The sequence below is a fragment of the Desulfobulbus propionicus DSM 2032 genome, assembly GCF_000186885.1.
GTDB classification, from domain to species: domain Bacteria; phylum Desulfobacterota; class Desulfobulbia; order Desulfobulbales; family Desulfobulbaceae; genus Desulfobulbus; species Desulfobulbus propionicus.
On the sequence record NC_014972.1, the window covers coordinates 2623280 to 2649695 of the forward strand.

A 26416-nucleotide genomic window follows, 5' to 3' on the forward strand; every position below is an offset into this window, starting at 1 on the left:
TTACTCGGAGGCATGGGCCATGAGCCGCATATAGTCCTCGTGCCGGCTCATGCGGTCATCGAGCAGCTTGTTCTGGGCAAACCCGCAGGTGTGTTCCTTGCAATAGGCCCCGTCGGTGATCGAATTCATGACCATGGCCGGAATGTCGTAATGGTGGATGGTGGTGAACTTTTTCACCTTGCCCTCCTCGATGATCATGATCCGGTTCATGTGCAGACTGTCTTCCTTGTTGTTGAGATAACCGAGCTTCTGGAAACTCTTGCGGCCGTATTGCCCCGGCGGGGTGTGATCGCTGACCAGAATGATCAGACTTTTCTCGTCCAGCTCCAGCAGACGGTTCACGTACTCGGCCACCGCCTGGGAGCGGTAAAAGATTTGGTTGGCGGCCCGCTCAAGATGCTGATCTTTAAATTTAGAGAGCATCTTCAGCACTTTGGGACGTTTCTCCTCGTTCAGCTCGTGGGGAAAGTGCCCATAGATGGTCAGGAGATAGTTGAACAGCGGCGGGCCGTCGGCCTCCTGGAGAAGGGGGGCGATGAATTCCAGATTTTGCGAAAAAATGGTGCCGTCGTACATGTAGCCCATCTCTTTGCTGGTGTCTCCCTTGATCAGGTAACTGTCGCTGCCGTTGACGTATTCCCGGGGAAAATACATCTTGGCGAACCCCATACCCTGATAGGCGTTGGGGGCGTTGAAAAAACTGGGGTTATAGGCGTTTGACGCCATGGTCCGATAGCCGGCCGCCTGGAGCGCCCCTGGCAGGCAATAGGCGGACGCGCCGGTGAAACTGTTGAATTCGACCCCGGCAAGCTCTTCGAAGGCGGGCACACCGCACAGCACCTCGAATTCCGCCTGGGCTGTCTTGCCGCCGACCACCGGCGAGAGGGAAAAGCCCATCCTGTTGCCGAACAGTTTCTTGAAGCTGGGGTGAAAGGGATCCTTGGTGTAACTGGCGTTCTTGAACAGGGTGGGATCGAGAAAACTCTCCAGCACCACCAGGTGGACATTGCGCTTGTTGCCGTTGGCGGCGACCCAGCCGGCCAGCTGCTGGGCCTGTCGCTCATACTCGCCTCGGTCGCGATAGACCGCGGTCTTGGCCCGGGCCATCTGGCGTTCAGCCTCGCGATAGAGCAGCATCATGAAACGGCCGTTATTCTCGGCGCTGACCGCATCCGACCAGTATTCGATCGGCCGGCCCACCTTGCGGTAGGTGGCAGTGTACTGTTCAGGATACCATTCCGCGGCCCCGATCAGCAGCACGAGCGGCAGGCCGCCGACCAGCACCAGCCAGAATTTTCGATAGTTGATCGACCAGAGAAAATATCCCAGAGGCAGGACGACAAAGAGCACCAGCAACCCGATATACGGCAGGGAGAGCACCTTGAGCAGTTCCGGCACCTCGGCCAGCTCCGAGAAGCGAAAAACATTGCTGTACATCAGGAAATAGATGTCCTGGCCGAGATAGGCGTAAAACAGCGGCAAGGCCGCGAGCCAGGCCTGCCAGCGCGACGGCCGCAGGATCATATTGAAATAGCAGTATAGATAGAACAGCAGGGTCAGCTCCCAGTATTCCTTCTTCAGCATGACCCCAGTGGTCTCGCCGTAGCGAAACAGCATCAGCGGTTCCATTTCGGTGAACGCCAGTACCCCGCCCAATCCACCCAGCATGAGAATGACCATGGAGTAGGCGTAGACGCCAACGAGAAACAGTGTGTAACGGTTGAACAGCAAGGAGACAGCACACAGGGAGACAGCCCGCGCCTTGAGCGCAAGTGCCGCGGAAACGCCATTGGTCGCCATTGGAATATCGAACAGGAAGTGGGAATTAGAATGAACAGGCTATGCGGCCGGAAACTATAGCCGAATCCCATCCGGATCGGCCAACGGCACATACACATCAATTTAAAATACTATCATAATGAAAGAACAATGCGTCAACATATTTTTCCCGGCACCTTCCCCCTTGAAGCCTTGAACAACAAGGGTTCGGCAGGAGCCCCCCGCCTTTTTTCCTACCACCGCGTGCCTGTCCGGAAAATGAGCGTTTGCTCTCCGGCACTGTATCCGCCCCTTTTTGCATGCAAGGCGCTGAACCTGTTTGACAAGCGAATCACGGTTCAGTAATGGTGAGCACCCATTGTTTCCATGACCACTTACCCCCTGTTTTCACCATAGGAACCGATCATGACCGCGACACTCATTCAGCGTACCGCCTCGGCCTACACCTATCCCCTGCTGATCAAAAACATGTTTCTGGCCCCGGTCGTTGACAATCCCGATCAGGAAATCGTCTACCGGGATCACCTTCGCTACACCTACCGTGACTTCCGCCAACGGGTCCACCGCCTGGCCAATGCCCTGACGGCCGTGGGGGTCAAACCGGGGGACACGGTGGCGGTGATGGATTGGGACAGCCACCGCTATCTCGAATGCTTCTTTGCCGTGCCCATGCTCGGCGCGGTGTTGCACACCATCAATGTCCGCCTCTCGCCGGAGCAGATTCTCTACACCATCGATCATGCCGAGGATGACTATCTCCTGATCAACGACGAATTCCTGCCGGTCATCGAACAGATCAAGGGCCGCATCGACACGGTCAAGCGCTATGTGCTGCTCACCGATCTCGATAACCCGCCCGCAACCGCCATTCCCCTGGCGGGAGAATACGAGGACCTGCTCAGCCGGGCCGACGATCACTTCGACTTCGAGGATTTCGACGAAAACACCCGGGCCACCACCTTCTACACCACCGGCACCACCGGCATGCCCAAGGGGGTCTATTTCAGTCACCGGCAACTGGTACTGCACACCCTCGGCAACCTGGCGGCCTTTGGCACCGCCACGCATCAGGGACGGTTCCATCAGCAGGATGTCTACCTGCCGCTGACGCCGATGTTTCACGTCCATGCCTGGGGCATGCCCTATGTGGCCACCTCGCTTGGCGTCAAGCAGGTCTATCCGGGCAAATACGCCCCGGGCCCCATCCTGCAGCTCATCGCCCGGGAAGGCGCCACCTTTTCCCACTGCGTGCCCACCATCATGCACATGCTGATCAACCACCCCAGCTTCGAGGAGATCGACCTCTCCCGCTGGAAGGTCCTTATCGGCGGCTCGGCCCTGACCAAGGCGATGTGCCAAAAGGTGTTGAATCGGGGCGCGGACATCTTCACCGGGTACGGCATGTCCGAAACCTGTCCGATCCTCACCGTTGCCCATGTGCATCGCGACGACCTGGAGAGCGACGAGGAGGTCGCCCTGCGCTGCAAAACCGGCCGGCCCATCCCCCTGGTGCAACTGCGTCTGGTGGATGAACAGATGAACGATATCCCCAAGAACGGCGAGGAGGTGGGCGAACTGGTGGTCCGCGCCCCCTGGCTGACCCAGGGATATCTCAAGGATCAACGCAACTCGGAAAACCTGTGGAAAGGCGGCTATCTACACACCGGTGACGTGGCCAATATCAATCCCGAGAACTACGTCACCATCACCGATCGGATCAAGGACGTGATCAAGACCGGCGGCGAATGGCTCAGTTCGCTGGAACTGGAGGATGTGATCGGCCTGCATCCGGCGGTGGCCGAGGTGGCGGTAATCGGCATGAGCGACAAGAAATGGGGCGAACGGCCCCTGGCTCTGGTGGTGACGAAAAAAGACGCGACACCGCCCACGCCGCGGCAACTGGTCAGCCACATCAACCAGTTCATCGAAAAAGGGCTGCTCTCCAAGCAGGCCATGCTGCTCAAAGTGAGGGTGGTCGAGTCGATCGACAAAACCAGCGTTGGCAAGATCGACAAAAAAACACTGCGCGTCAAGCATCTGGGCTGAACGCGCGCCCTCCGACTCTGGAGGCCGACGCCAGCCCCTCCCCAGCGGGAGAAAGGCCGCCATCGTCGTCGCGGCCGTTCTCCCGTGCGCCCGTAGCGATTCATCACCCGCGGTCACCCCGGGACGGATGAAACAGGGCGCAGTTTTCCCCTTCCTCGCCCAGACGACACGAGATGGCGTTCAGGGCCTGCCCCTCGGTGGCAAAGATGTTCTGCTCGCCGACAAAACCGTCGAGCCCGGTGGCCCGCATCACGTCCAGCACCTGTTTCTTCAGTCCGGAAAACACTACCTCCACCCCCGATTGGTGCAGTTGCGCCACCAGATTGTGCAGCATCTCCTCACCCGAGGAGTCGATGGAGTTGATGGCGTCGCCAACCACCAGGAGGAACTTGGTCTCGCGGTGATCGGCCATGGCACCCAGCACCGCATCCTCGAAATGGGCGATGTTGGCGAAGTAGAGCGAACCGTCAAAACGGATGGCCACCACCTGGGTCGAGGTGGCCAGATCCGGATGGTATTTCACATCCCGCAGGGTGCCATCCTCGTGGCGCCCAAGAATGGCTACCCGCGGCGCCATGGTGCGGTAGAGATAATGGCCGATGGCCAGCAGCGCCCCGACCATGATCCCCTTGTCGAGATGCGGCGCGGCCAGCAGGGTGACGACAAAGGTCGCCAGGGCGACCAATCCATCGGCGCGACTGGCCTTCCAGATGTGTTTGAAGGCTTGGGGCGTGACCAGACCGGCCACGGCCAGCAGGATGATCACCGCCAGCACCGCCTTGGGCAGATGATGGATCAGCGGGGTGAGGAACAGCAGGGTGATGCCGACAAACACACCGTTGCACACCATGGCCAGCCCGGTGGTGGCCCCGGCCTGGAGATTGATGGCCGACCCGGTGAAGGATCCACAAGCCGGATAGGCCTGAAAACAGGAACCGCCGATATTGGCCAGCCCCTGACCGATCAGCTCCTGATTGGGATCAATGCGCTGCTTGGCCTTGCCGGCCATGGCCTTGGCCATGGAAATGGACTCCATGAAGGCTACCAGGGCGATGACCAGGGCGGCGCTGAACAGTTGCAGCACCCCGTCGAGACTGAAGGACGGCAGGCGCGGCGCAGGCAGGCCGGCGGGGATCGCGCCCACCACCTCGCCGCCGCCGTTCAGTTTCATTTCTCCCCGCGCGACCTTCTTGACATGCCACTGGCGGCCGTCCGTTTCCATGCCCACCGGCTCCCGACCCCGCTGGTAGAGCAGCGCCGAACCGTGTTCCCCGGCCTTGGCGCGGACAAAATACAGCTTGCGGATATCGCGCAGCCGTTTGCGGCTTTCCAGCTCCAGCGCCTTGATATCGAGATCGAGCAGCTCGATCCGGTAGCGCAGATCGGCGGCCTCGCGTGAACTGCGGTTGCGTTCCGCCTGGCGCAAACGGGTGGCAAAGGCGGTAAGGCTGGCGTTCAACTCCTCGATCCGCTGGACCGTGGCCTGATAGGCCTCGACCCTCGAACGGGCCTCGGGGGTGGCGATGTCGCTGACTTTGCCGCTGGCGGTGTGCTCAAAACCGATCAGGGCGCTAACCACGGTGGTCACGGCCACCACGATCAGCACCCCGGGCTTGGCCAGGATCGCAATTTTTTTGACCAGCAGCATCAGTGCCAGGCTGAAGACCGACATGGCCAGGGTGGGCAGATGGGTCAAGGGCAGATAACCGAGCATCTCCCAGACGTCTTGAAGAAAAAAGTCGCTTCGCCCCTTGGGGATGCCGAGCAGCATGTCCAACTGGGAGAGACCGATGATGATGGCCGCGGCATTCATGAACCCGAGGATCACCGGATGGGAGACAAAATTGACCGCGCTGCCCAGTTTGACCACACCCAGAAAGAGCTGGATGCAGCCGACCATCAGGGTGAGCAGCAATGCCAGACCGATGTACTCTTCGGAACCGGGCATGGCCAGGGGGGCGACCGCGGCGGCGGTCATCAACGAGAGAATGGCCACCGGCCCGGTGGCCAGCTGCCGGGAGGAACCCCACAGGGCGCCGATGATCGCGGGCACGAAGGCGGTATACAGGCCAAACTGAAGCGGCAGCCCGGAGAGCTGGGCGTAGGCCATGGCCTTGGGCACGAGCACCAAGGCGCCGGTGATGCCGGCCATCAGATCGGAGCGCAGAATAAGGGGCGAAACCGGAAACCAGGAAAGAAACGGGAAAAGGCGCACTGCCAATTTGTTGACCATAGTCACGTATCCGATGGGAAGGATTGAAAACGGCCTGTCCGGCCAGAGGCAAACAGAACAGCAAGCCGTTCCGCTTCGTTTGGCGGCGCGTCCGCCTAGGCGGAAACCACCAACACCGCGCAACTGGCTTGACCGATCACCTTCTCGGTCACATGCCCCTTCAGCAGCTTGGCCACGCCCCCCCGGCCGCGGCCGCCGATGAGGATCATGTCCACGTGCTGTACCTGCGCGGCCTCGACAATGCATGCAGCCGGATCGCCCACCGCTACCAGGGGTTCCCACGGAATCCGCAGTCCTTGCCGGCGGGCCTGGCCGCAGATCTCGGCAACCAACGCCTCAGCCTGGGGACGGTCCTCTTCCCGGCCGGCCACCGTCAACACGGTCAATCGTTCCAGGCCAGCGCAGGCGCGACTCAGACCGAGGGCCTCCTCGACGGCCCGCCGGCCGTTGGCTGAATCGTTGGCGGCCAGCAAGATCCGGGAACCGTTGATGGTGCAGTCCCTGGGAGCCACCAGCACCCGGGGGAATCCCTGGGCGATGACCTTGGCGGTCATCTTACCCACCAACAGCGATAGGCGGCCGCTCTTGCCGTGACGGCCCATGACAATGACATCGGCCTGCCGCAAGCGGGCCTGGTCGACAATGGCCTTCTCCGGCGTGCTCGAGCCGATCACCACCACCTCGACGGCCACCCCGCTGTCCTGGGCCATGACGCGGATACGTTCCAGATGGGGGGTCAAATCCTGCTGTCCCTGACGAACAGCGAAATGGGCGGCATTGATCGACTCGACCTGGGTGTGCACCACATGGAGGACGATCACCCGGGCATGGCAGGCCTGACCAAAGAAAAGGGCTTCGCGGACGGCTCCCTCGCTGAAGGGGGATCCGTCGGTCGCCACGAGCAGGGTCTTGGCCTCACCGAGCAGACTGGTACCAGAACATTCCATGGAACCTCCTTTGGCTGGTGGATGAACACTGCCTTCCAAACTACCATCGTTGCCGCGCCAAGACAAGCGGCCCGTCATGGCGAACAGGTTCACCCTCCCGGCCAGACCGTTCCCGCCGCCAACGCCTTGGCGTCAAAGCACGTTTTTCGTTTGTTTCTTTTTCGGTTCTATGCTGAAATAATAATCATTTTGACAGCCGTCCTGTTCCGCCGCCATCGTCCAGCCCTGCGTTCAACGGGAGAAACCCATGCACAACGATGAGTTCATCGAATTGATCGAGGATGTTCCGCAACAAACCGGGAAGGCCGAACATTGTTCCATGCCGCCCTGGAAGGTCCTGATCGTCGATGACGACGTTGATGTGCATGAAAGCACCACCTTTGCCCTGCAGGGGCTGACCATCGAAGGTCGAACCCTCCAGCTGCTCCATGCCTCGTCCAGCGAGGAGGCGCTGCGCCTGCTGGTCCGGGAAGACAATATTGCCGTGATCCTGCTCGATGTGGTCATGGAAACCGACGACTCCGGCCTGCGCGCCGTGGACGCCATCCGCAACGATCTCAACCTGCGCAACATCCGCATCATCCTCCGCACCGGGCAACCCGGCCACGCGCCGGAAATCGAAACCATCCAGCGCTATGACATCAACGATTACAAAACCAAGAGCGAGCTGACCCGGACCAAACTGTATACCACCCTGACCACCGCCATCCGCGCCTACCACCAGTTGAGCCGCATGGACGCCAACCGGCGCGGCCTCGAACAGATCATCGAGGCCAGCAATCAATTGATCGCCGAACGGGGATTGACCAGCTTTGCCGAAGGCATCATCATGCAGATCGCCAGCCTCATCGACATCCGGCCCGAAGGGCTGGTCTGCGCCAGCAAGGGCCATGCGTCCTCGGACAACGATCCGCAGCAGCTCAAAATCATCGCCGCGGCCGGCTGCTACCGTCACCTCATCCAACATCCGCTGGCGGATATCGGCAACGAACGGATCATCGCCGATCTGACCCGCTGCCTCAACGAACGTCGCAACCTGATCGGCGACCACAGCCTGAGCTTCTACTTTTCGGGGCGGGATGAAGCGGGATATGCCGCCTTTGTCGACTCGCCCCAGCTCCTGGACGAGATCGACCGTCATCTGTTGCAGGTCTTTTGCACCAACATCGCCCTCTGCGCGCAGAATGTGCAGCTGGTCGACCGGCTGCACGACCTGGCCTTTGTCGACACCATGCTCGGCCTGCCCAACCGGACCGCCTTTGTCCAGCAACTCAGCGCCCGGCTCGGCGATCGCCGCCACGGAGCCAGCGCCGTCGCCCTGATCGATATCGATCATTTCGCCGAAACCAACGACATGTTCGGCCATGCGTACGGCGACCTTCTTTTGGCGGCCATCGCCGCCCGGCTGCGCGAGCATCTCAACACCGGCCACACCATCGCCCGGGTGGCTGGCGATACCTTCGCTCTGCTCGGCGATCGGCGGCAAATCAACCCCGAGCGCCTGATCGCGCTCTTCACGCCTCCTTTCACCATCGAAGGGGTGGCCCGACCGGTCTCGGTGTCCATGGGGTTTGCGCCGATCAGCGACGAAACCGACGGCCAGGAAGTGCTCAAGAATGCCTCCATCGCCCTCAAGCGGGCCAAGTCCAAGGGCCAGGGCCTGGCCGAAACCTATACCCCGGCGATCGGCCAGGAAACCAAGGAGCACATGGGCCTGCTCCAGGGCATCTACCATGCCTTTGCCGACCAACGGTTTTTTCTCGTCTATCAGCCGCAGATCAACCTGTTCACCAACGAGGTCACCGGTCTTGAAGCCCTGCTCCGCTGGCGGACGGCAGACGGCGCCCTGGTGCCGCCGGGACGATTCATCCCGGTGGCCGAGCGATCCGGACTGATCGTCACCCTCGGTGAATGGGTTTTGCGCTCCGCCCTGGAGGCCTGGAAGGTCATCCGCGATGCGGGCTATGCGGATCTGCGCATGGCGGTCAATGTGTCCCTGGTCCAGTGCAAGCATCCGGCGATGCTCGACATGCTCGACCACATCCTGGTCGACAGCAACGCCGACCCGGCCCACCTGGAACTGGAGATCACCGAATCAGTGGCCATCATGGGCATGGCCCAGGTCGTCTCGCTGCTCAAGGCAATCAAGGAACGCCATATCGACGTGGCCATCGACGACTTCGGCACCGGGTTTTCCTCCCTCTCCTATCTGGATCGGCTGCCGGTGGATCGGCTCAAGATTGACCGCAGTTTTGTCGCGCCCCTCGACGACAGCCGCACTGGAGCACGAATTGCCGAAATGATCGTCTCCCTCGGCCATACCCTGGGAATCACCGTGCTTGCCGAGGGCGTCGAAGATCCGGAACAGGCGGTCATCCTGAAAAACATCGGCTGCAACGAGGCGCAGGGGTATCTGTACGCCAAGCCCATGCCCCTCAACGAACTGCTTGTCTGGCTGGCCAACTGGCAGGGAGGGCGGCCGTGATGCCGTTTGTGCGGGTTCTTGCGCTCTGTGTCCTCTGCCTCTACGCCTGCGGCCCGCGGGAGCCGATCCGCATCGGCCTGATCGCCGGGCTGTCCAGCCGCACCAGCGACACCGGCGAGGGCGCGCGCAACGGCCTGCTTCTGGCCATCGAGCAGCGCAACGCCCAAGGCGGCATCCAGGGACGGAAAATTGAAATGGTCGCCGCCGACGATGGCCAGGACCCTGTCAAGGCGGTCCAGGCCATCAACGAATTGATCGCCGCCCGACCGAGCATCATCCTCGGCCCGCTCACCAGCTCCATGGCCGAGGCGGTTCTGCCCGTCGTCAACCAATCGAATGTCGTGCTCCTCAGTCCGGTGATCACCTCGCTGCAGTTTGTCGGCAAGGACGACATGTTTTTCCGGCTCAACCGAACCACCCGCGACAATGCCGAGGAGTATTCGCGGGAAATGCTCGCCGACGGCCAGCGGCGGGTGGCGATCGCCTATGACATCCGGAACCGCTCGTTCACCGAAAGCTGGCTGCACGAATTCCGCCGGGCATTCCAGGAACGGGGCGGTACGATCAGCAGCGCCGTCAGTTTTGCCTCGTCGGCCGATACCGCCTTTGGCGAGGTGAGCCGCCAGCTGCTCGCCAGTCACCCCCAGGGACTGCTGTTCATTGCCAACGCCATCGATGTGGCCCGTCTCGCGCAACAGGCGCGCAAACATGCCCCGGCTATCCCGCTGACCGCCGTTGAATGGGCCGCCAGCGAGCAGTTGCTCGAATTGGGTGGCAAGGCCGTGGAGGGGTTGCTCATCGCCCAGTCGCACAACCGGGCCGATACCTCGCCCCGTTTCACGGCCTTTGTAGAAGCCTATCGCCAGCGCTTTCACCAAGAGCCGGGATACACTGCGGTGGCCACCTATGACGCGGCCACCGTGTTCTTCACCGCCATGGAACGACGTCAGCCCAACGAGCCCTTGAAGGCGGCCCTGTTGCGATGCGGCCCCTACCAGCTCCTCCAACAGCAGATCGAGTTTACTCCTTACGGCGACACCACTCGGCAGGTGTATTTCACCCGTATCCAAAACGGCCGTTTCGTCCTGGTGCGCTGATGGCACACAAACCCTGGCGGCTAGGCACCTTTGTCATCTTCGTTCTCTCGGTCACCACGGTGACCACCATCTTCATTGTCGGCAGCCTGATCCTGCTGATCCGTATTCCGATGATCGAGCAGGAATCCCGGGCCGCCGTCCGCCAGCAGGCCGGCGAGCTGGTCGGACGGATGGAACTGCTGCTCGGCGGCCTGGAGACCCGTCTCGCTCTGGTCCGCGACGCATTGGCCCGGATCCCGCTCGACCAGCGGGAAGACTTCCTTGACCAAGCCGTGGAATCGGCGCCGGCTTTCACCGCCATGTATCTGGTTGCGCGCCAAGGCACCATCGTCGCGGCCGGCGTGGGCCCCGACTTGCGGTCGCAGAGGCAGGATACCCATGGCATCGACCTGTCGGCCAATCCTCTTTTCCGGGCGGTGATCGGCGACGGACAGCTCAACTGGAGCGACAACTATCTCTCCTGCATGTCGGGCAGCATCACCGTCGGGTTGGGCATGGTTGCCGGAGCGGACCATGTGCTCATCGCCGAGATCCCCCCTTCCTACTTTCTCGACACGGCGCGCATCGTGGCCGGTGAACAGACTTCGCCGTTCTGGATCGTTGACCGGCGGGGCGAGGTTATCACCGCCACCGGCGACCAGTCGGCCACGGGGTCGTTCAATCTCCTGGGCCACCCCTTGTTGCAGGCAGCGATCCACAACACCCGGCTGCCGGAATTTTTCGAATACATGGGACGGCGCTATTTTGCCGGCCTGGCGCAATCACCGGCGCTCAAGTGGTTTTTCATCGCCACGGCGCCGAGCGGCTGGCACAACCCGAAAATCCGGATGATCCTGGTGATCGTTGCCGCCGCCTTTCTGACCGCGATCCTGATCGGAACCTTCCTGACGCCCTTCTGGGCCCGGCAGCTCCTCACCCCCCTGGCCAGCATCATCACTCAGGCCCGACAGGTTGCCGAAGGGCGGGATGATGGCGCTTGGCCGCGAGGGCACATCCGTGAACTCAACGATCTGTCCACCCACCTGGAAACCATGGCCGTGGCCATTCGTGAACGGGAACAACGTTTTTCGACCATCTTCCACACCTCGCCCACGGCGATGCTGGTCAGCGAAACCGATGCCGACTGCACCGCCTCGGATGTCAACCGGGCCTGGTGCGCCCTCTTCGGCTGGACCCGCGAGCAGATTCTCGGCAAGAAAGGAGTCGAGGTCCGCTTCTGGCAATCGTCCCAGGTGCGTGACCGGCTGTTTGCCCAGGCCGTGGACACACCGGTGCTGGAGGAGGTTTGGCTGCTCCATGCCGCCGGCCATCCCCTGCTCTGCCGTCTCTCCACCGCCCAGTTTGACATCACCGGACGGAAAATGGTGGTCTGGACCTTTGAGGATGTCACCGAAATCAGACGAATGGACCATGAACTGCGGCAACTGAACCAGGAGTTGGAACAACGGGTGATCCAGCGGACCGAGGACCTGTCGCGCAGCAACAAGGAGCTGTCCCAGGCTCTGGCCGACCTGCGGATGACCCAGCGCGAACTGGTGCGCGCTGAAAAAATGGCGGCCCTGGGCAATCTGGTCGCCGGTGTCGCCCACGAAATGAACACGCCCATCGGTAACGGCCTGATCGCGGTCACCACCCTTGCCGATCAGGCGCGCGCCTTTCGCCACGCCTCGGCCCAGGGCATCCGCCGCTCGGATCTCGAAGCCCTGTTGGCCAATATCGATCAGGCCACCGACATCGCTTCCCGCAACCTCCATCGGGCCGCCGATCTGCTTGCCAATTTCAAGCAGGTGGCCGTGGATCAGACCAGCTGCCAGCGCCGCAGTTTTGCCGTGCACGAGGTGATCGATGAAATCGTCACCACCCTCAAGCCGTCCTTGAAGCGCACCCCCTATGTGATCAAAACCGCCATTCCCAGCGGCCTGACCATGGACAGCTATCCTGGCCCCCTGGGCCAGGTCCTCTCGAACCTGATCAACAACGCGGTCCTCCATGGATTTGACGGACGGCCGCACGGCTGTGTCGATATCCAGGCCGAACAGGACGCCGACGGCCGCATCGTCCTGCGGGTTCACGATGACGGCAAGGGCATTGCCGCCGAGATGATCAACCGCATCTTCGATCCCTTCGTGACCACACGGATGAGCAGCGGCGGCACGGGCCTGGGCCTGCATATCGCCTACAACGCGGTCACCAACATTCTTGGCGGCACCCTGACGGTCGACAGTGTCGAGGGCCAGGGTACGGTGTTCACCCTGCGCCTGCCGGCCAACGCGCCCCAGGCAACCACGGAAACAGCCATGCACTATGGCCTGCCCTTGCCCCAGTAGCGCAAGGATGGGGAATATTCTTCAATGCCCGCGCGGACCATTGCCTTCTGGCCGCAATCTTTTCCCGCCGGGCCTCGGAGGACGTTGATGAACAAGGCAAACTTCTGGTTGCAGGGCAAACCGGGAAGAGGTATCGGCGCTTTTCTGGTCGTGCTGTCGCTCGTGCTGGCCGGCACGGCCTGTTCCCCTCCGGAACCGATCCGAATCGGTTTTATCGGCGGCACCTCCGGCAGGGGGGCCGATCCCGGCATTGCCGGCCGCGACGGGGCGCAGCTGGCCATCGAGCGGTGCAATCAACAGGGTGGCATCTCGGGAAGATCGATCGAACTGCTGATCAAGGATGACGCCCAGGATCCGGAAACCGCCCGCAAGGCGGTGGAGGAGCTCGCCGCCCGGGGCGTGGAGGCGATCATCGGGCCGATGACGAGCGACATGGGCCTGGCGGTGACTCCGGTGGTCAACCGGCAGCGGATCGTGACAGTCAGCCCCACCGTCACCACCGAGGAACTCACCGGCAAGGACGATTATTTTTTTCGGGTGACCTCCACCACCCGCATATTCGCCACCACCAACGCCCGCTTTCAGTTAAGGGAAAAACGGATGCGCCGCGTGGGGGTGATCTACGACCTCGGCAACCGCACCTTCACCGAAAACTGGCTCCGTCAGTTCCGTCAGGCCTTCGAGGAGGGCGGCGGAAGCATCGTCGCCCAGAAGACCTTCCTTTCCGGAAAAGATACCTCCTCTATGGATCTGGCCAAGGACCTACTGACCAACCCCATCGACGGTATCCTGATCATCGCCAACTCCATGGATTCGGCCCTGCTCTGCCAGCAGATTCGCAAGCTCAACAACAAGCTGCCGATCACCCTGGCGGACTGGGGCGCCACCGAACGGCTCCTGGAACTGGGCGGCCGGGCGGTCGAGGGCGTGACCGTGGTCCAGACCTTTGACCGCAACAGCAGTCATCCGTCCTATGTCCACTATCGCAAGACCTATCTCGACCGATTCAAACGGGAACCAGGCTTCCCCGGCGTCTATGCCTTTGACTCGGCCAACGTGATCCTTGAGGCGCTCTCCCGGCGGAAAAGGGGGCAGAGTCTGAAAGAAGCCCTGCTAACGATTCGTGAATTCAAGGGCGTGCAAAGCCACTTTTCTTTCGACGATTTTGGCGATGTCCGCCGAGCGCATGTGTCGATGAGCGTGGTGAAAAACGGCCAATTTGTGGTGATCGAATAAGGTCTGATCGCTTTATTCGCCAATCCCCGCAACGCGTATTGACCGAATTTCCGCTTTCGCTTATGAGGGGACCAGAAAGCTGAACCCAGCGGCAACCAAGGGTATCCGGGGACGGGCTGTAGCCTGCGATCCCCGCCGCCGGGGAGGAAACCGCGCCAGAACACGGCGCCCAGACAGGAAGAAGGTAGACCGATGACATCCATCCGCAGCAAAGTGTTCCTCATCATCGTGGCGGTGTTCGCGCTCCTGGTCGGAGTGAACTTTTTCATCCAACGATCCATCATCTACCCCAGCTTCCTGGAACTGGAGCAGAAGGAGGCCGGTGAGCATCTCAAGCGGATCATTCACGCCATCGACCGGGAAATAGCCCACCTGAACAAGCTCTGCGGCGATTGGGCGGTCTGGGATGATTCCTACGCCTTCATGGCCAACCAGTCCAAAACCTTCATTGCCAGCAATTTGAACGAGGAAACCCTGGAGGCCGACCATCTCAATCTCCTGGTGTACTGCGGAACCGACGGCACCATCGTCTGGCGCTACGCGGTCGACTCGCTCAACCGGCAGCCGCTTGCCTTTGATTTTCTCGCCAGCGGCCGAATCGCGCCGCACCATCCCCTGCTTGCCGTGCACCCCATCGCCGACGGACAAAAAGGCGCTTCGGGAGTCTTCAACTCTCCCTTCGGCTCGCTGCTGTTCGCCACCCGGGAGATTCTCCAGTCCGACGGCAACGGCCCGGCCAGGGGATATCTGATCATGGGCATCTTCCTCGACGCATCGATGCAGCAGCTCCTGCGGGAGCAGACCCGCATAGGGTTCGACATCGTCTATCCCCCCGCGGAAATTCCCTCCCAGTGCGATATCGAGAGTATCGAGGCCCTGAAGCACTCCTCCCTGACCGAAATGGTCCTGGGCGGCGGCAATTCTCTCAGAATCTGCGGCATATACCGGGACGACGCCGGAGCGCCCCTTTTCGGCCTGCGGTTCCTGCTGCCGCGCGACATCACCCGCAAGGGCATTGCCAGCATGCGATACGCCTCCGCTTTGGTGGTCGTCTCCGGGCTGATCATCCTCCTTATCCTCAGCGCCGTGCTTCACCAGGTGATCCTCCGACCGGTGCAACGTCTGACCGAACACGCGATCAGGCTGGAACAGGGGGAAGAGCATCGCCTGCTTCTCGATCTCGAGCGGAACGACGAAATCGGCAGGCTCGCCCACAGTCTCGACACCATGGTCCAGACCATCAGCCAGCGGACCAAGGATCTCAAGGAGGCCAACGAGCAGCTGATCTGGCTGTCCATGCTCGACGGCTTGACCGGGATCGCCAATCGCCGCATGTTCGACCTGAATATCAAAAAGGAATGGCGCCGGGCCATGCGCGACCAGACCCCTCTTTCCCTGATTCTGCTGGATGTGGATTTTTTCAAGGGCTACAATGACACCTACGGTCATCTCCAGGGGGACCAGTGTCTGATCAGGGTGGCGAGTTCCCTCCAGCAACAGGTCCACCGGCCGTCAGACTTGGCGGCCCGCTACGGCGGCGAGGAGTTTGTCCTGGTCCTGCCCAACACCTCGGCAGAGGGCGCCATGCTCCTGGCCGAACGGGTGCGCTCGGCGGTGCAGGCGCTGGCAATCGAACACCGCGCCTCCCAGGTGTCGCCGTTTGTGTCGATCAGTCTCGGCGTGGTGACCACGGTGCCGCCGGTTGAACGCGAAGACGGCGCGATGCACGAATTTCTCGCACTGGCCGACAAGGCGCTGTATCAGGCCAAACAGCAAGGCCGCAACAGGGCAGTCTTCGAGCCTGTCCCGTCTCGGCGCCACCTCGGTGCTCCCGACGACAGCAAGCCGGAAACGCACCGTTCCGGCAGAGGGGAAAAAACATCCCATGAATCCAGGCAATGACGCATCGTTGACGTCGATGACCGGACTGCCCGCCACGGGACAAACCAGCAGCGCTTCCGGTAAACGCCTCCCGGGGAAGGGTGGGCTTGTCCATCCACTTCTCCTCGTCCTGGCGTTGTCCGTTTGTCTGTCGGGATCTCCCGCGTCCGCAGGAGATCCGCCAGGAGTTGGCCTCACCGCCGAAGAGCGGGCCTGGCTGGCGCACAATCCTGACAAGCTGACCCTCTATTTCAGCACCGATTTTCCGCCCATCGAATTTGCCTCGACCTCGGGCGAGTTCACCGGCATGGGCGCGGACCTCATCGCCCTGGTGGAAAAACAGCTCGGCATCCGCTTTATCAAGCGCCCTGCCCAAACCTGGAACCAACTGCTTGCCGCCCTGGCAAGCGGGGAATGCGCGGTCGCGCCAACCATCGTCCGCACCGCTGAGCGGGAGCGGTACGCCCTGTTCACCGCCCCGTACGCCACGGTGCCGGTGGTCCTCATCACCACCCGGGCGATCCACGACACCATCAGCCTCAACGCCCTGCCCGGCCGGCGCCTCGGTGCGGTTTCCGGCTTTGTGACCGAACACTACCTGCGCGATCTGGCCCAGGGCCGCTTCGAGGTGGTGCCCGTGGCCAATGTTGCCGAAGGGTTGCGCAAGCTGTCGTTCGGTGAGTTGGATGCCTTCGCGGAAAATCTTGCCGTGGCTGCCTACTCGATCGAACAGGACGGACTGCCCAACCTGCGGGTGGCCGGGAACACCGATTATGTCTTTGCCTTGAGCATCGGGGTAAACCGTTCATACCCCTTGCTCTACAGCTCTATTCAAAAGGCATTGGCAGCGGTTCCCCCAGCCGAACTTGAACAGGTGCGGCGGCGCTGGATTTCACTGCGCACCGACAGCCTCTCTCCGGAAACCCGCCGCCTGTTGTGGTTGATCGGTTGCTTTACCATCATGCTGCTCCTTGGGCTGGCAGGGATCAGCTATGTGCTCAAACGTCGCCTCAACCAGCAGGTTGACAGCCTGAAAACCGCGCAACAAAAGATCCTGGAACAGGCCGAACTCCTCCAGCTGGCCATTGATACCACCCAAGCGGCGGTCTGGGATCTGCAGCCATCCCGCGGCATCCTCCATCTCGGCGCCGCAGGGCATTGTTTTCCCGACAGCGCCAACACGGCCGATCACTTTGTGGCTCTGGATACCTGGCAGGTCATGATCCATCCCGAGGACATGCCGCATCTACGGGATGCCTACAGAGACTACCTCCGTTCGGGGGGCAAGGGGCTGTTTGAAATCGAATTCCGCCTGCGCAGCGCCAGCGGCGATTGGCGATGGGTGCTGTCCAAGGGCAAAGCCGTGGCATGGGACGAGCAGGGGCAGCCTTCCCGTCTCATCGGCCTGGACATCGATATCGAGGAACTGAAAAAGGCGCAGGAGGCGATGCGCCGCAGCGAGGCCCGTTTCCGCTCGCTGTTTGCCATGGCGCCGGTACCGCTTGCCAGTGCCTCCCGGGATGGCCGCATCCTGATGGTGAACGATCGTTTTACCCAAATCCTCGGCTATACCCTTGCCGATCTGCCCACCCTGGAGCAATGGTGGCTGCTGGCCTATCCCGACCCGCAGTACCGGCATGAGGTCCGGCAGCACTGGCAGACCGTGGCCCAACAGGCCTTGCACGGCGAGTTCGGGATGATATCCGGTGAATTCCGGGTTACCTGCAAGGACGGCATAGAACGCATCATGCTCATCGGCGCCGCCAGCATCGGCGAAGTGCTGCACGTCTCCTTTTTCGACATCACCGAACACAAGCGGGCCGAGGAAGTCTTGGATCGCGAGCGCACCAATCTGCGGGCCATTGTCCATGCCTCGCCGGTGGCAGTGCTGGTGTTCGACAGCGGCGGCAGGGTGGTTGACGCCAACCGGGCCGTTGAACGGCTGTTCGCGCTGACCTCCGGGCAGTGGCGGGGCGGCACCTGGGGCGACCTGCTCCGCTGCCCGAACCGCCTCGTTCATCCCCAAGGCTGCGGCCATGCCCCTGACTGCGTCAACTGCGTCTTTTCGCGAGCCATCAGGGAAACCATAACCGGCAGCACACCCGCTCGCGACCGGGAAGCCGAGGCCGTGCTCGACGTCCCCGGTTCGGCCAAACGCCTCTGGCTGCGTTTCAGCATCGAACCGTTTGAGCTCAATGGCCAACCCCATGTTGTCATGGCCCTTGACGATCTGAGCGCGCGCAGGCAAGCCGAGGAGGCGCTACGGGCCTCGGAGGCAAAACTCCGTTCCCTGTTCGCCGCCATGCAGGATGTGATCCTCGTGCTGGACGCGAATGGCCGCTATCTTGAAATCGCCCCCACCGACCCCTCGTTGCTGTGCCGCCCACCCGAAGGATTGCTGGGCAAAACGCTGGCCGAGGTGTTCCCGCCGGAAAAGGCCGCCGAGTTCCTGGCCGCGATCCGCACGGTGCTTGACAACGGCAAACGGGTCTTCCTCGACTACACCGTCCCGGTGGTTGACGGACGGGATCTGTGGTTCGCGGCCATCGTCGCGCCGCTGGCAGCGGACCGGGTTGTCTTGATCGCCCGGGATATCACCGACCGCAAACGGGCGGAAGAGGAACGGGGGAAGCTCCAAGAACAGCTGATGCAATCGCAAAAGCTGGAAGCGGTCGGTATCCTCGCCGGAGGCGTGGCCCATGATTTCAACAACATGCTGGGAGCGATCATCGGCTACACCGAACTCACCCTGGGCACGATGGAGCAAACCGACCCGCTGCGCCGCAACCTGCAGAGGATTCTCGACGCGGCCGAGCGTTCCGCCGCCCTGACCCGCCAGCTGCTGGCCTTTGCCCGCAAGCAGACCGTGGCGCCGGTGATCCTGGATCTGAACGAATCGGTGGCAGGCATGCTGAAAATGCTCCGGCGACTGATCGGCGAAAACATCACCCTGGCCTGGCTGCCGGGACCGCTGCCCTGCACGGTCAGGATCGATCCCACCCAGTTGGATCAACTCCTGGCCAACCTGTGTGTCAATGCCCGCGACGCCATTGGCGAGAATATCGGCACGATCACCATCAAAACCGCCACCGTCTCCCTGGACGAGACCTTTTGCCGGGCCCAGGCCTCGGCTGCTCCCGGCGAATACGTGCTCCTGGCCGTCAGCGACGATGGCTGCGGCATGGACAAGGCGACCATGGACCACATTTTTGAACCGTTTTTCACCACCAAGGAACTGGGACAGGGCACGGGGCTCGGCCTCGCCACCGTCTACGGCATCGTTACCCAGAACGAGGGGTTCATCACCGCCGCAAGCGAGCCGGGAACGGGAACCACCTTCACTGTCCACCTGCCGTACCAGGACGATCGCGCCGAGGAGACAGCGCAGGCAGGTCCCGTGGACATCCCGATCAGCCGGGGCGAAACCATCCTCCTTGTCGAGGACGATCCCACCTTGCTGGATATGAGCACGATGATGCTCCACCATCTGGGGTACACGGTGCTTCCGGCGGCCACGCCGAGCGAGGCGTTGCGCCTGGCCCAAGATCCGTCCGCACGCATCGACCTCTTTCTCACCGACGTGGTCATGCCGGAAATGAATGGCCGGGAACTGGCCGAGCGGTTGCAAACGGTCCGGCCGGCCATGCGCCATCTGTTCATGTCCGGCTATACCTCCAACGTCATCGCCCATCGCGGCATCCTGGACGAGGGACTCAATTTCATTCAGAAACCGTTTTCTCTCCAGGAACTGGCCACCAAGATCCGGACGGTGCTGGACGAACCCCAGCCCTAGGAAAACGAGCGAACATCCACCGGCGCGAAAAAAAACACCGGGGATGCGAGTGGGCATCCCCGGTGTAACCTGCGGCGGCGAACAACGGAACCGTTGGCGTCCGCCGCAATCTTCAGTTGCCTAGTGCCGTTGCCCCTTTGCCCTGAATGGCCTGGGGGAGGACGATGGTGGAGAGCGAATTCTTCGGCGATCCCTCGATGATCCGGTCGCTGTAGGTGAGATAGACCAAGGTGGAACGCTTCTTGTCGAAAAAGCGCACCACCTGCACCTTCTTGAACAGCAGCGAGGCCGACTTCTTGAAGACCTCCTTGCCGTCGTCCTTGCCCGAGGCCACCGATTCCGGCAGGGTGATCGGCCCGGTTTGGCGGCAGGAGATCGAGGCGTCCGAGGTATCCTCGGCCACACCGATCGCGCCCTTGACGCCGCCGGTCTTGGCGCGGCTGACATAGCAGGTGGCGCCGCTGATATCGGGATCGTCAAAGGCCTCGATCACGATCTTGTCGTTGGCGCCGAGAAACTTGAAGGTGGTGCTGACCTGGCCGATCTCCTCGGCCATTGCCGGTACCACCACCATCAGAGACAGAACACATCCCACGGTTATTGCTCGCCAGTTGCGCATGGCCTACTCCTTCTTGTTTTTTGCCGCCGAGCGGTTGAGGGCGCTGAGCAGCGATTTGATCGAAGCAACGATGATGTCGGTATCGACGCCCGCACCCCACCAGCTCTCGTCATCCTGATCGAGGATCTCGATATAGCTCACCGCCTTGGAGGAACTGCCGCGAGTCAGGGCATGCTCGTGGTAGGAGTGGAGCACAAAGCGCAGCCCCAGTCCCTCGCGCAGGGCGGTGCAGAAGGCATCCAGCGGTCCGTTGCCCGCCGCCCGGATGACCTTTTCTTCCCCCTTGACCACCACCATCGCCTCGATTTCGGCGATCGAGCTTTCCTCGTCGCGGTCGAAATGGCGCTTGAGCACGTTGAACGATTTCAGGTGATAGCCGTTGCTGTTGAGCAGATATTCCTTCTCAAAGGTGTGAAACACCATTTCCGCGGTGAGCTCGTCACCGTAGGCATCGGATACCTCCTGGATCACCCGGCCAAAGCCCGGGCGCATGTCCTTGGGCAGTTTGAAGCCGAACTCGTGGTCCATGATGTAGGCCACCCCGCCCTTGCCCGACTGGCTGTTGATGCGGATGATCGACTCATAGGTGCGGCCGACGTCCTGGGGATCGATCGGCAGATACGGGACCTCCCACAGGCCGCTCTCGGTCAGTTCCAGGGCGGTCATGCCCTTGTTGATCGCATCCTGGTGCGAACCGGAAAAGGCCGTGTACACCAATTCGCCCGCATAGGGGTGGCGCGGATGGACCTTCATCTTGGTACAGCGCTCATAGGTGTTGATCACCTTGTTGATCCGGGAAAAGTCAAGCCGCGGGGCAACCCCCTGGGTAAACAGGTTGAGCGCCAGGGTGACGATATCGACGTTGCCGGTGCGCTCGCCATTACCGAACAGGGTGCCCTCCACCCGATCGGCCCCGGCCATCAACGCCAGCTCGGTGGCCGCCACCGCCTCGCCCCGGTCGTTGTGGGCATGCAGACTGATCAGGGCGCAATCACGATTTTTCATGTGGCGGCAGAACCACTCGATCTGGTCGGCATAGATGTTCGGGGTCGACAATTCCACCGTGGCCGGCAGGTTGATGATCACCGGGTTCGCCGGGGTCGGTTCCCACACATCCATGATCGCCTCGCAGATCTCCAGGGCAAAATCGAGCTCGGTGCCGGTGAAACTCTCCGGAGAATACTCGTAGCGAATCCTGGTCTCGGTCCGTTCGGCCTGCTCGCGGATCAGTCGTGCTCCGGCCACGCCCAATTCAATGATCTCCTTGCGATTCATCTTGAACACCACGTCGCGTTGCAGGGTCGAGGTGGAGTTGTACAGGTGGACAATGGCCTCGCGAGCCCCCTTGAGGGACGCAAAGGTTTTCTTGATCAGCTGTTCGCGGGCCTGGGTTAGCACTTGGGGGACAACGCCATCGGGGATGTGGTTGCCGTCGATCAGCAGGCGAAGAAAATCGTATTCGATCTGCGAGGCTGAGGGAAAGCCGACCTCGATCTCCTTGAAGCCGATCTGCACCAGGAGTTGGAACATCTCCAGCTTTTCTTCCAGGTTCATCGGCTGGATGAGGGCCTGATTGCCGTCACGCAGATCGACGCTGCACCAGATCGGCGCCGAGGTGATCACCTGATCCGGCCAGGTGCGGTCGGTCAGCCGGACCGGCGGATAGGGACGATATTTTTTCAATTTTTCCTGATCCATGGTGTGCTCCGTCAAGAGGTCAAAAAAAAAGCCACGGTTTGGAAACCGTGGCTTTGAAGGTTCAGTTTTGGTGGAGTCCGTCAGGACACACCCCCCTCTTCTGCCACAGTTTCCCTGTGCAGTCGGCTAAGGAGAAGAAGGAGCGCAAGCGAGCGTGTCATGATGGAATCCTTGTTGAATGGTGCTCACATACTAAAGCCCCAGCTTCATTTGTCAAGCAGGAAAACACGGTCTTCCGTTCATCCCTTCATCTCGCCGCGGAGAAATTTCTCCGCCAGATCGACGTCGCGTTTGGAGCCGATGATCAAGGGCACCCGTTGATGCAAACTTTTGGGTTCGATATCGAGGATGCGCCGGCCATCATCGGTGATCGCCCGCCCACCGGCCTGCTCGACGATCATCGCCAGGGGGGCGGCCTCGTACAACAGGCGCAGCTTGCCCTCGGATTTCTCGCCGCTTTTCTTGTCGCGGGTGTAGAGGAAGACGCCGCCCTTGATCAGGTTGCGATGGAAATCGGCCACCAGCGAACCGATGTAGCGCAGGCTGTAGGGGCCCTTGCCGCCGTCGGCCTGCTTCAGGTAGTTGATGTAGTCACGGGTACTGTCGAACCACTGGTTGGCATAGGCCTCGTTGACGCTGTAGTAAAGCGAAGCCTCCGGGATCTTGATGTCGGGGTGAGAGAGAAAAAACTCGCCCACGCTCGGGTCGAGGGTAAAGCCATGCACCCCGGAGCCGGTGGTGTAGACCATCACCGTGGACGAGCCGTAGATGATGTACCCGGCCGCCACCTGTTTGCTGCCCTGCTGCAGCAGATCGCCCACATTGCCTTGGCCGGAGGGGCTCAGCCGTCGGTGAATGGAGAAGATGGTGCCGATGCTGACGTTGACATCGATGTTGGAGGAGCCGTCGAGCGGATCAAAGGCGATGGTGTAGTTGCCCTCGTAGCCGTCCAGCACCGGGATGACGTCGTCATCCTCCTCCGAGGCCATGACGCACACATGGCCGCACTGCTCCATGCGCCGCTTGATGGTCTGGTTGGCGAAGACGTCGAGCTTCTGCACGCTCTCGCCCTGGATATTGGTGCGTCCCGACTGGCCGAGGATGTCGGCCAATCCGGCCATGTTGACCTCGGCACTGATGATCTTGCCGGCCACGACCAGATCGTTGAGCAAACCGGTGAGGGCGCCGGTGGCCTCCGGATGGAGCAACTGATCGTCCATGATCTGACGGCTGACGGTGATTCCCTTTCTCTTGGCGAGCATGGTGTTCTCCTCCCAACGCCTCCCGGCGGCAGAGCCTCTCCGGGTGACAGCTTATTTTTTTTCAGCGGTTTTCAGCGGTTTCCATTGGCTCAGGCAGGCCACCAGGGTGCGCACGCCGGTGCCCGACGGACCTTTGGGGATATAGCTTTTTTCGGTGAAATCCCAAGCGGTTCCGGCAATGTCCAGATGCGCCCAGGGAGTCTCGCCGACAAATTCCTGCAGATAGCAGGCAGCGGTGATGGTCCCGGCGCTGCGGTCGCTGCCGGCATTCTTGATGTCCGCCACCCGCGAGTCGATCTGCTTGCGGTACTCCGGGCCCAGGGGCAGGCGCCACAGTGGTTCCGCCACCTGGGCGCCAGCCTCGATCAGCTGGGCGGCCAATTGATCGTTATTGGTCAGCAAACCGGTGTAATGGTGGCCAAGACCGATGATCACCGCCCCGGTCAGGGTGGCCAGGTCGATCACCGCCTCGGGCTGGTAGGTCTCGATGCCGTAAGCCAGGGCATCGGCCAGGATCAGTCGTCCCTCGGCGTCGGTATTGATGATCTCCGAGGTCTTACCGCCAAAGTGACGGATAACGTCGCCCGGTTTGAGCGCTGCCGAGCCGGACAGATTTTCGGTGGCCGGGATCAGGGCGACCACATTGACCCCTTCGAGGCCGATCTCGGCGATGGCCTGCATGGCGGCCAGCACGGCCGCGCCGCCGCACATGTCGTATTTCATGTCCTCCATGCCGGCCGGCGGCTTGGCGCAAAGGCCACCCGAATCAAACGTCAGCCCCTTGCCCACCAGCAGCAGGGTCGGATGTTTCTTGTTGGTGCGGTATTCGAGGATCACCAGCTGCGGCGGCAGGGCCGAGCCCTGATTGACACCGAGAATGCCGCCCATGCCCAGTTTGTGCATGGCTCCCTTGTCGAGCACCTTGCACTTGAGGCGGGTTCTCTTACTCAGCTTCTTGGCATATTCGGCAAATTCGGCCGGTGTCCAGCCATTGCCCGGCTGGTTGGCCATGTCGCGGGCCGCGCAGGTGGCCTCGGCAAGTGCCCGGCCCCGCTCCAGCCCCTTGCGCACCGCGCTCTGCGAAAGCCCTCCGTCGTGGAGAAAAAAATGCTCCACCCTGGCGGGCTTGTCCTTGTCTTCCTTGGGATTTTTATAAAAATCAAAGCGATAGTTGCCAAGCAGCATTCCTTCGACACAGCATTCGGCGATCTCCACCGCGTCGAGCAGATAGTCCTTGGGCAGCACCAGCAGCACGTCCCTGGCCTTGACGGCGGCCGCCTGCTTGGCCACAATGCCTCCGGCCAGCCGCAGCTGCTCCCGGCGGACATTGATCGCGTCGTCCTGTTTGCCCAAACCGACGAACAGTACCCGCCTGGCGGCTAGCGCTCCGTCTTCTCCGGCCTCCAGCAAGGCGGGATAGAGCAGCACGGCCTGCTCCTTGGCCCCCTTGAAGTCACCGGTCTCCCAGACCTGTTGCAGGGCCCGGTTGAGAATCCTGTTCTCCTCGGCGAGATGGGGAATTTCCTCTTCCACCAGATACACCAGCAAATCGCCGATGAATGCTTTGGGGGCCTGATCAAACAACGCAATGGTGACAGCCTCGGTGTGCACGGGACTCACTCCTTCCTTCGCGATGACGGCATAATCCTTTCAAAACCTGTGGGAACTGTTTATTGTAGGGTTTTCATACACTAAACCGGGTTGAACCTCAATCGGCAAAACCTCTGTCGGCAGGCAGCCTGGAAAAAACATCGTGCCCTTGCGGAGGTTTCCCGTGCTGGTTGTCTTTATTCTCGCCGTGGGCAGTGCCCTGTTGGTGTCCACCACTTGTTCGCTCTTCGAGGCGATCCTCCTGAGCCTGTCCGCGCCACAGGTGGAGCTGCTGTGCGAAACCCATCCCCGGCAGGCCGAGCGGATGCGAAAATTCAAGGAAAACATCGAACAACCGATCACCGCCATCCTCACCCTCAACACCCTGGCCCACACCATCGGCGCCTCGGTGGCCGGCGCCGCCGCTGTCGCCCTGTTCGGCCAGAATGGTCTGGTGTGGTTTTCCCTCGCCTTCACCCTCGCCATCCTCCTGTTCACCGAGATCCTGCCCAAGACCATCGGGGTCACCTTTGCCCGACAATTGGGGCCTTACATCGTTGTGCCCCTCCACATCATGATCGTGGTCCTCAAACCGCTGATCGTCCTCGCCCAGCTGATGACCCGGATGGTGCCCAACAGCCACAAGCCCCACCTGATCTCGGCGGAGGAACTGAAAACCATCGCCAGCCTGAGCCGGAAATCCGGCGAAATCGAAGCCGATCAGGAGAAAGTGATCGCCAACATCCTTCAGTTGGGGGAAAAAACCGTGCGCCAGGTAATGACCCCCCGCACGGTCATGTTTTCCGCCTCGCACAACCTAACCATCAAGGAAGCGGGACGAATGGAGGGCAAATGGCGGATGCACAGCCGGGTGCCGGTCTACGACAGCGAACCGGACAACGTGGTGGGGATCGTGCTCAGTCAGGATGTGCTGATGGCGGCGGCGGTCGGCCAGGACACCCTCAAGCTGTCGCAGATCATGCGGCCGGTCCATTTTGTTCCGGAAACCGCGCCGCTTGACCGGATCTTTGTCGATTTCTTCGAGCGCTACCAGCATCTCTTTGTAGTGGTCGACGAATACGGCAGCGTCACCGGGGTGATCAGCATGGAAGACATCCTGGAGGAGATCATCGGTCGGGAGATTGTCGATGAATCGGACAAGGCGCGCAACATGCGGGAATTGGCCATGATCAGGAAGAAAAAGCTGCACACCGCCTGACCGTTGACGAAAAAATCGCGGGCTCGCTCCAGCCGAACCTGGCGATTTGTCACCATTCGTGGTAGGTTGCCGCCGGTTGCATGCGCCGGAGGTCGTGGAACACGTCCACGACTTGCGCATCAGCCAGGCAACGGCCCTCTCGCCGCTGACCGCAACCAAGGAGTGTTTTCTGTGCGTTGCCGAGCGGTCACAATCCAATCCGAA

15 protein-coding genes are annotated in these 26416 nt (G+C 61.4%); 8 read left to right on the plus strand and 7 right to left on the minus strand.

What is annotated here, in order from left to right; translation table 11 throughout:
* Positions 1–1800, minus strand: a complete 1800-nt coding sequence (locus tag DESPR_RS11490; protein WP_015724981.1) for an LTA synthase family protein — start codon at positions 1798–1800, stop codon at positions 1–3.
* A gap of 384 nt (positions 1801–2184) precedes the next feature.
* Between DESPR_RS11490 and DESPR_RS11500 the strand changes: the two genes are divergently transcribed.
* Positions 2185–3825 (plus strand): fatty acid--CoA ligase, encoded by a 1641-nt coding sequence (locus DESPR_RS11500; RefSeq protein WP_015724982.1) that lies wholly within the window; start codon positions 2185–2187, stop codon positions 3823–3825.
* Positions 3826–3928: 103 nt separating this feature from the next.
* Here the strand turns inward: DESPR_RS11500 and DESPR_RS11505 are convergent, their stop codons facing one another.
* Together DESPR_RS11505 and DESPR_RS11510 are read right to left on the minus strand one after the other, a co-directional pair.
* Positions 3929–6058: a SulP family inorganic anion transporter gene (locus DESPR_RS11505; protein WP_015724983.1), complete on the minus strand. Its 2130-nt coding sequence runs from the start codon at positions 6056–6058 to the stop codon at positions 3929–3931.
* A gap of 95 nt (positions 6059–6153) precedes the next feature.
* A complete protein-coding gene (locus DESPR_RS11510) occupies positions 6154–7005 on the minus strand; it encodes a universal stress protein (RefSeq protein WP_015724984.1) in 852 nt (283 codons plus the stop codon).
* A 247-nt stretch (positions 7006–7252) separates the two neighbouring features.
* Between DESPR_RS11510 and DESPR_RS11515 the strand changes: the two genes are divergently transcribed.
* From DESPR_RS11515 to DESPR_RS17380, 6 genes are all read left to right on the plus strand, one after another.
* On the plus strand, positions 7253–9490 hold the full coding sequence (locus tag DESPR_RS11515; protein ID WP_015724985.1) for a putative bifunctional diguanylate cyclase/phosphodiesterase: 2238 nt from the start codon (positions 7253–7255) through the stop codon (positions 9488–9490).
* On the plus strand, positions 9490–10587 hold the full coding sequence (locus tag DESPR_RS11520; RefSeq protein WP_015724986.1) for an ABC transporter substrate-binding protein: 1098 nt from the start codon (positions 9490–9492) through the stop codon (positions 10585–10587). The genes DESPR_RS11515 and DESPR_RS11520 overlap by 1 nt, the downstream gene beginning before the upstream one ends.
* The gene (locus DESPR_RS18790; protein ID WP_015724987.1) at positions 10587–12914 is read left to right on the plus strand and encodes an ATP-binding protein; all 2328 of its coding nucleotides are present in this window, start codon (positions 10587–10589) and stop codon (positions 12912–12914) included. Before DESPR_RS11520 ends, DESPR_RS18790 begins: the two co-directional genes overlap by 1 nt.
* 87 nt (positions 12915–13001) lie before the next feature.
* Positions 13002–14150 carry an ABC transporter substrate-binding protein gene (locus tag DESPR_RS11530; RefSeq protein WP_015724988.1) on the plus strand — a complete coding sequence of 383 codons (1149 nt, stop codon included), beginning with the start codon at positions 13002–13004 and terminating at the stop codon, positions 14148–14150.
* Between the two features lie 192 nt (positions 14151–14342).
* Positions 14343–16052, plus strand: coding sequence for a diguanylate cyclase domain-containing protein (locus DESPR_RS17375; protein WP_015724989.1), 1710 nt, complete (start codon positions 14343–14345; stop codon positions 16050–16052).
* On the plus strand, positions 16036–19824 hold the full coding sequence (locus tag DESPR_RS17380) for a PAS domain S-box protein (protein WP_081458025.1): 3789 nt from the start codon (positions 16036–16038) through the stop codon (positions 19822–19824). The genes DESPR_RS17375 and DESPR_RS17380 overlap by 17 nt, the downstream gene beginning before the upstream one ends.
* Before the next feature lie 112 nt (positions 19825–19936).
* Here the strand turns inward: DESPR_RS17380 and DESPR_RS11545 are convergent, their stop codons facing one another.
* The 4 genes from DESPR_RS11545 to DESPR_RS11560 form a co-directional block, all read right to left on the minus strand.
* On the minus strand, positions 19937–20443 hold the full coding sequence (locus DESPR_RS11545) for a CreA family protein (RefSeq protein ID WP_015724991.1): 507 nt from the start codon (positions 20441–20443) through the stop codon (positions 19937–19939).
* A 3-nt stretch (positions 20444–20446) separates the two neighbouring features.
* Positions 20447–22141, minus strand: a complete 1695-nt coding sequence (gene leuA, locus DESPR_RS11550) for a 2-isopropylmalate synthase (RefSeq protein ID WP_015724992.1) — start codon at positions 22139–22141, stop codon at positions 20447–20449.
* A gap of 239 nt (positions 22142–22380) precedes the next feature.
* Entirely contained in the window at positions 22381–23403 is a 1023-nt protein-coding gene (gene fbp, locus DESPR_RS11555; RefSeq protein ID WP_015724993.1) for a class 1 fructose-bisphosphatase, read from the minus strand.
* Positions 23404–23454: 51 nt separating this feature from the next.
* Entirely contained in the window at positions 23455–25014 is a 1560-nt protein-coding gene (locus DESPR_RS11560) for a leucyl aminopeptidase (protein WP_015724994.1), read from the minus strand.
* A 163-nt stretch (positions 25015–25177) separates the two neighbouring features.
* On the opposite strand from DESPR_RS11560, the gene DESPR_RS11565 reads away from it, so the two are divergent.
* On the plus strand, positions 25178–26212 hold the full coding sequence (locus DESPR_RS11565) for a hemolysin family protein (protein ID WP_015724995.1): 1035 nt from the start codon (positions 25178–25180) through the stop codon (positions 26210–26212).
* Positions 26213–26416: the final 204 nt, after the last annotated feature.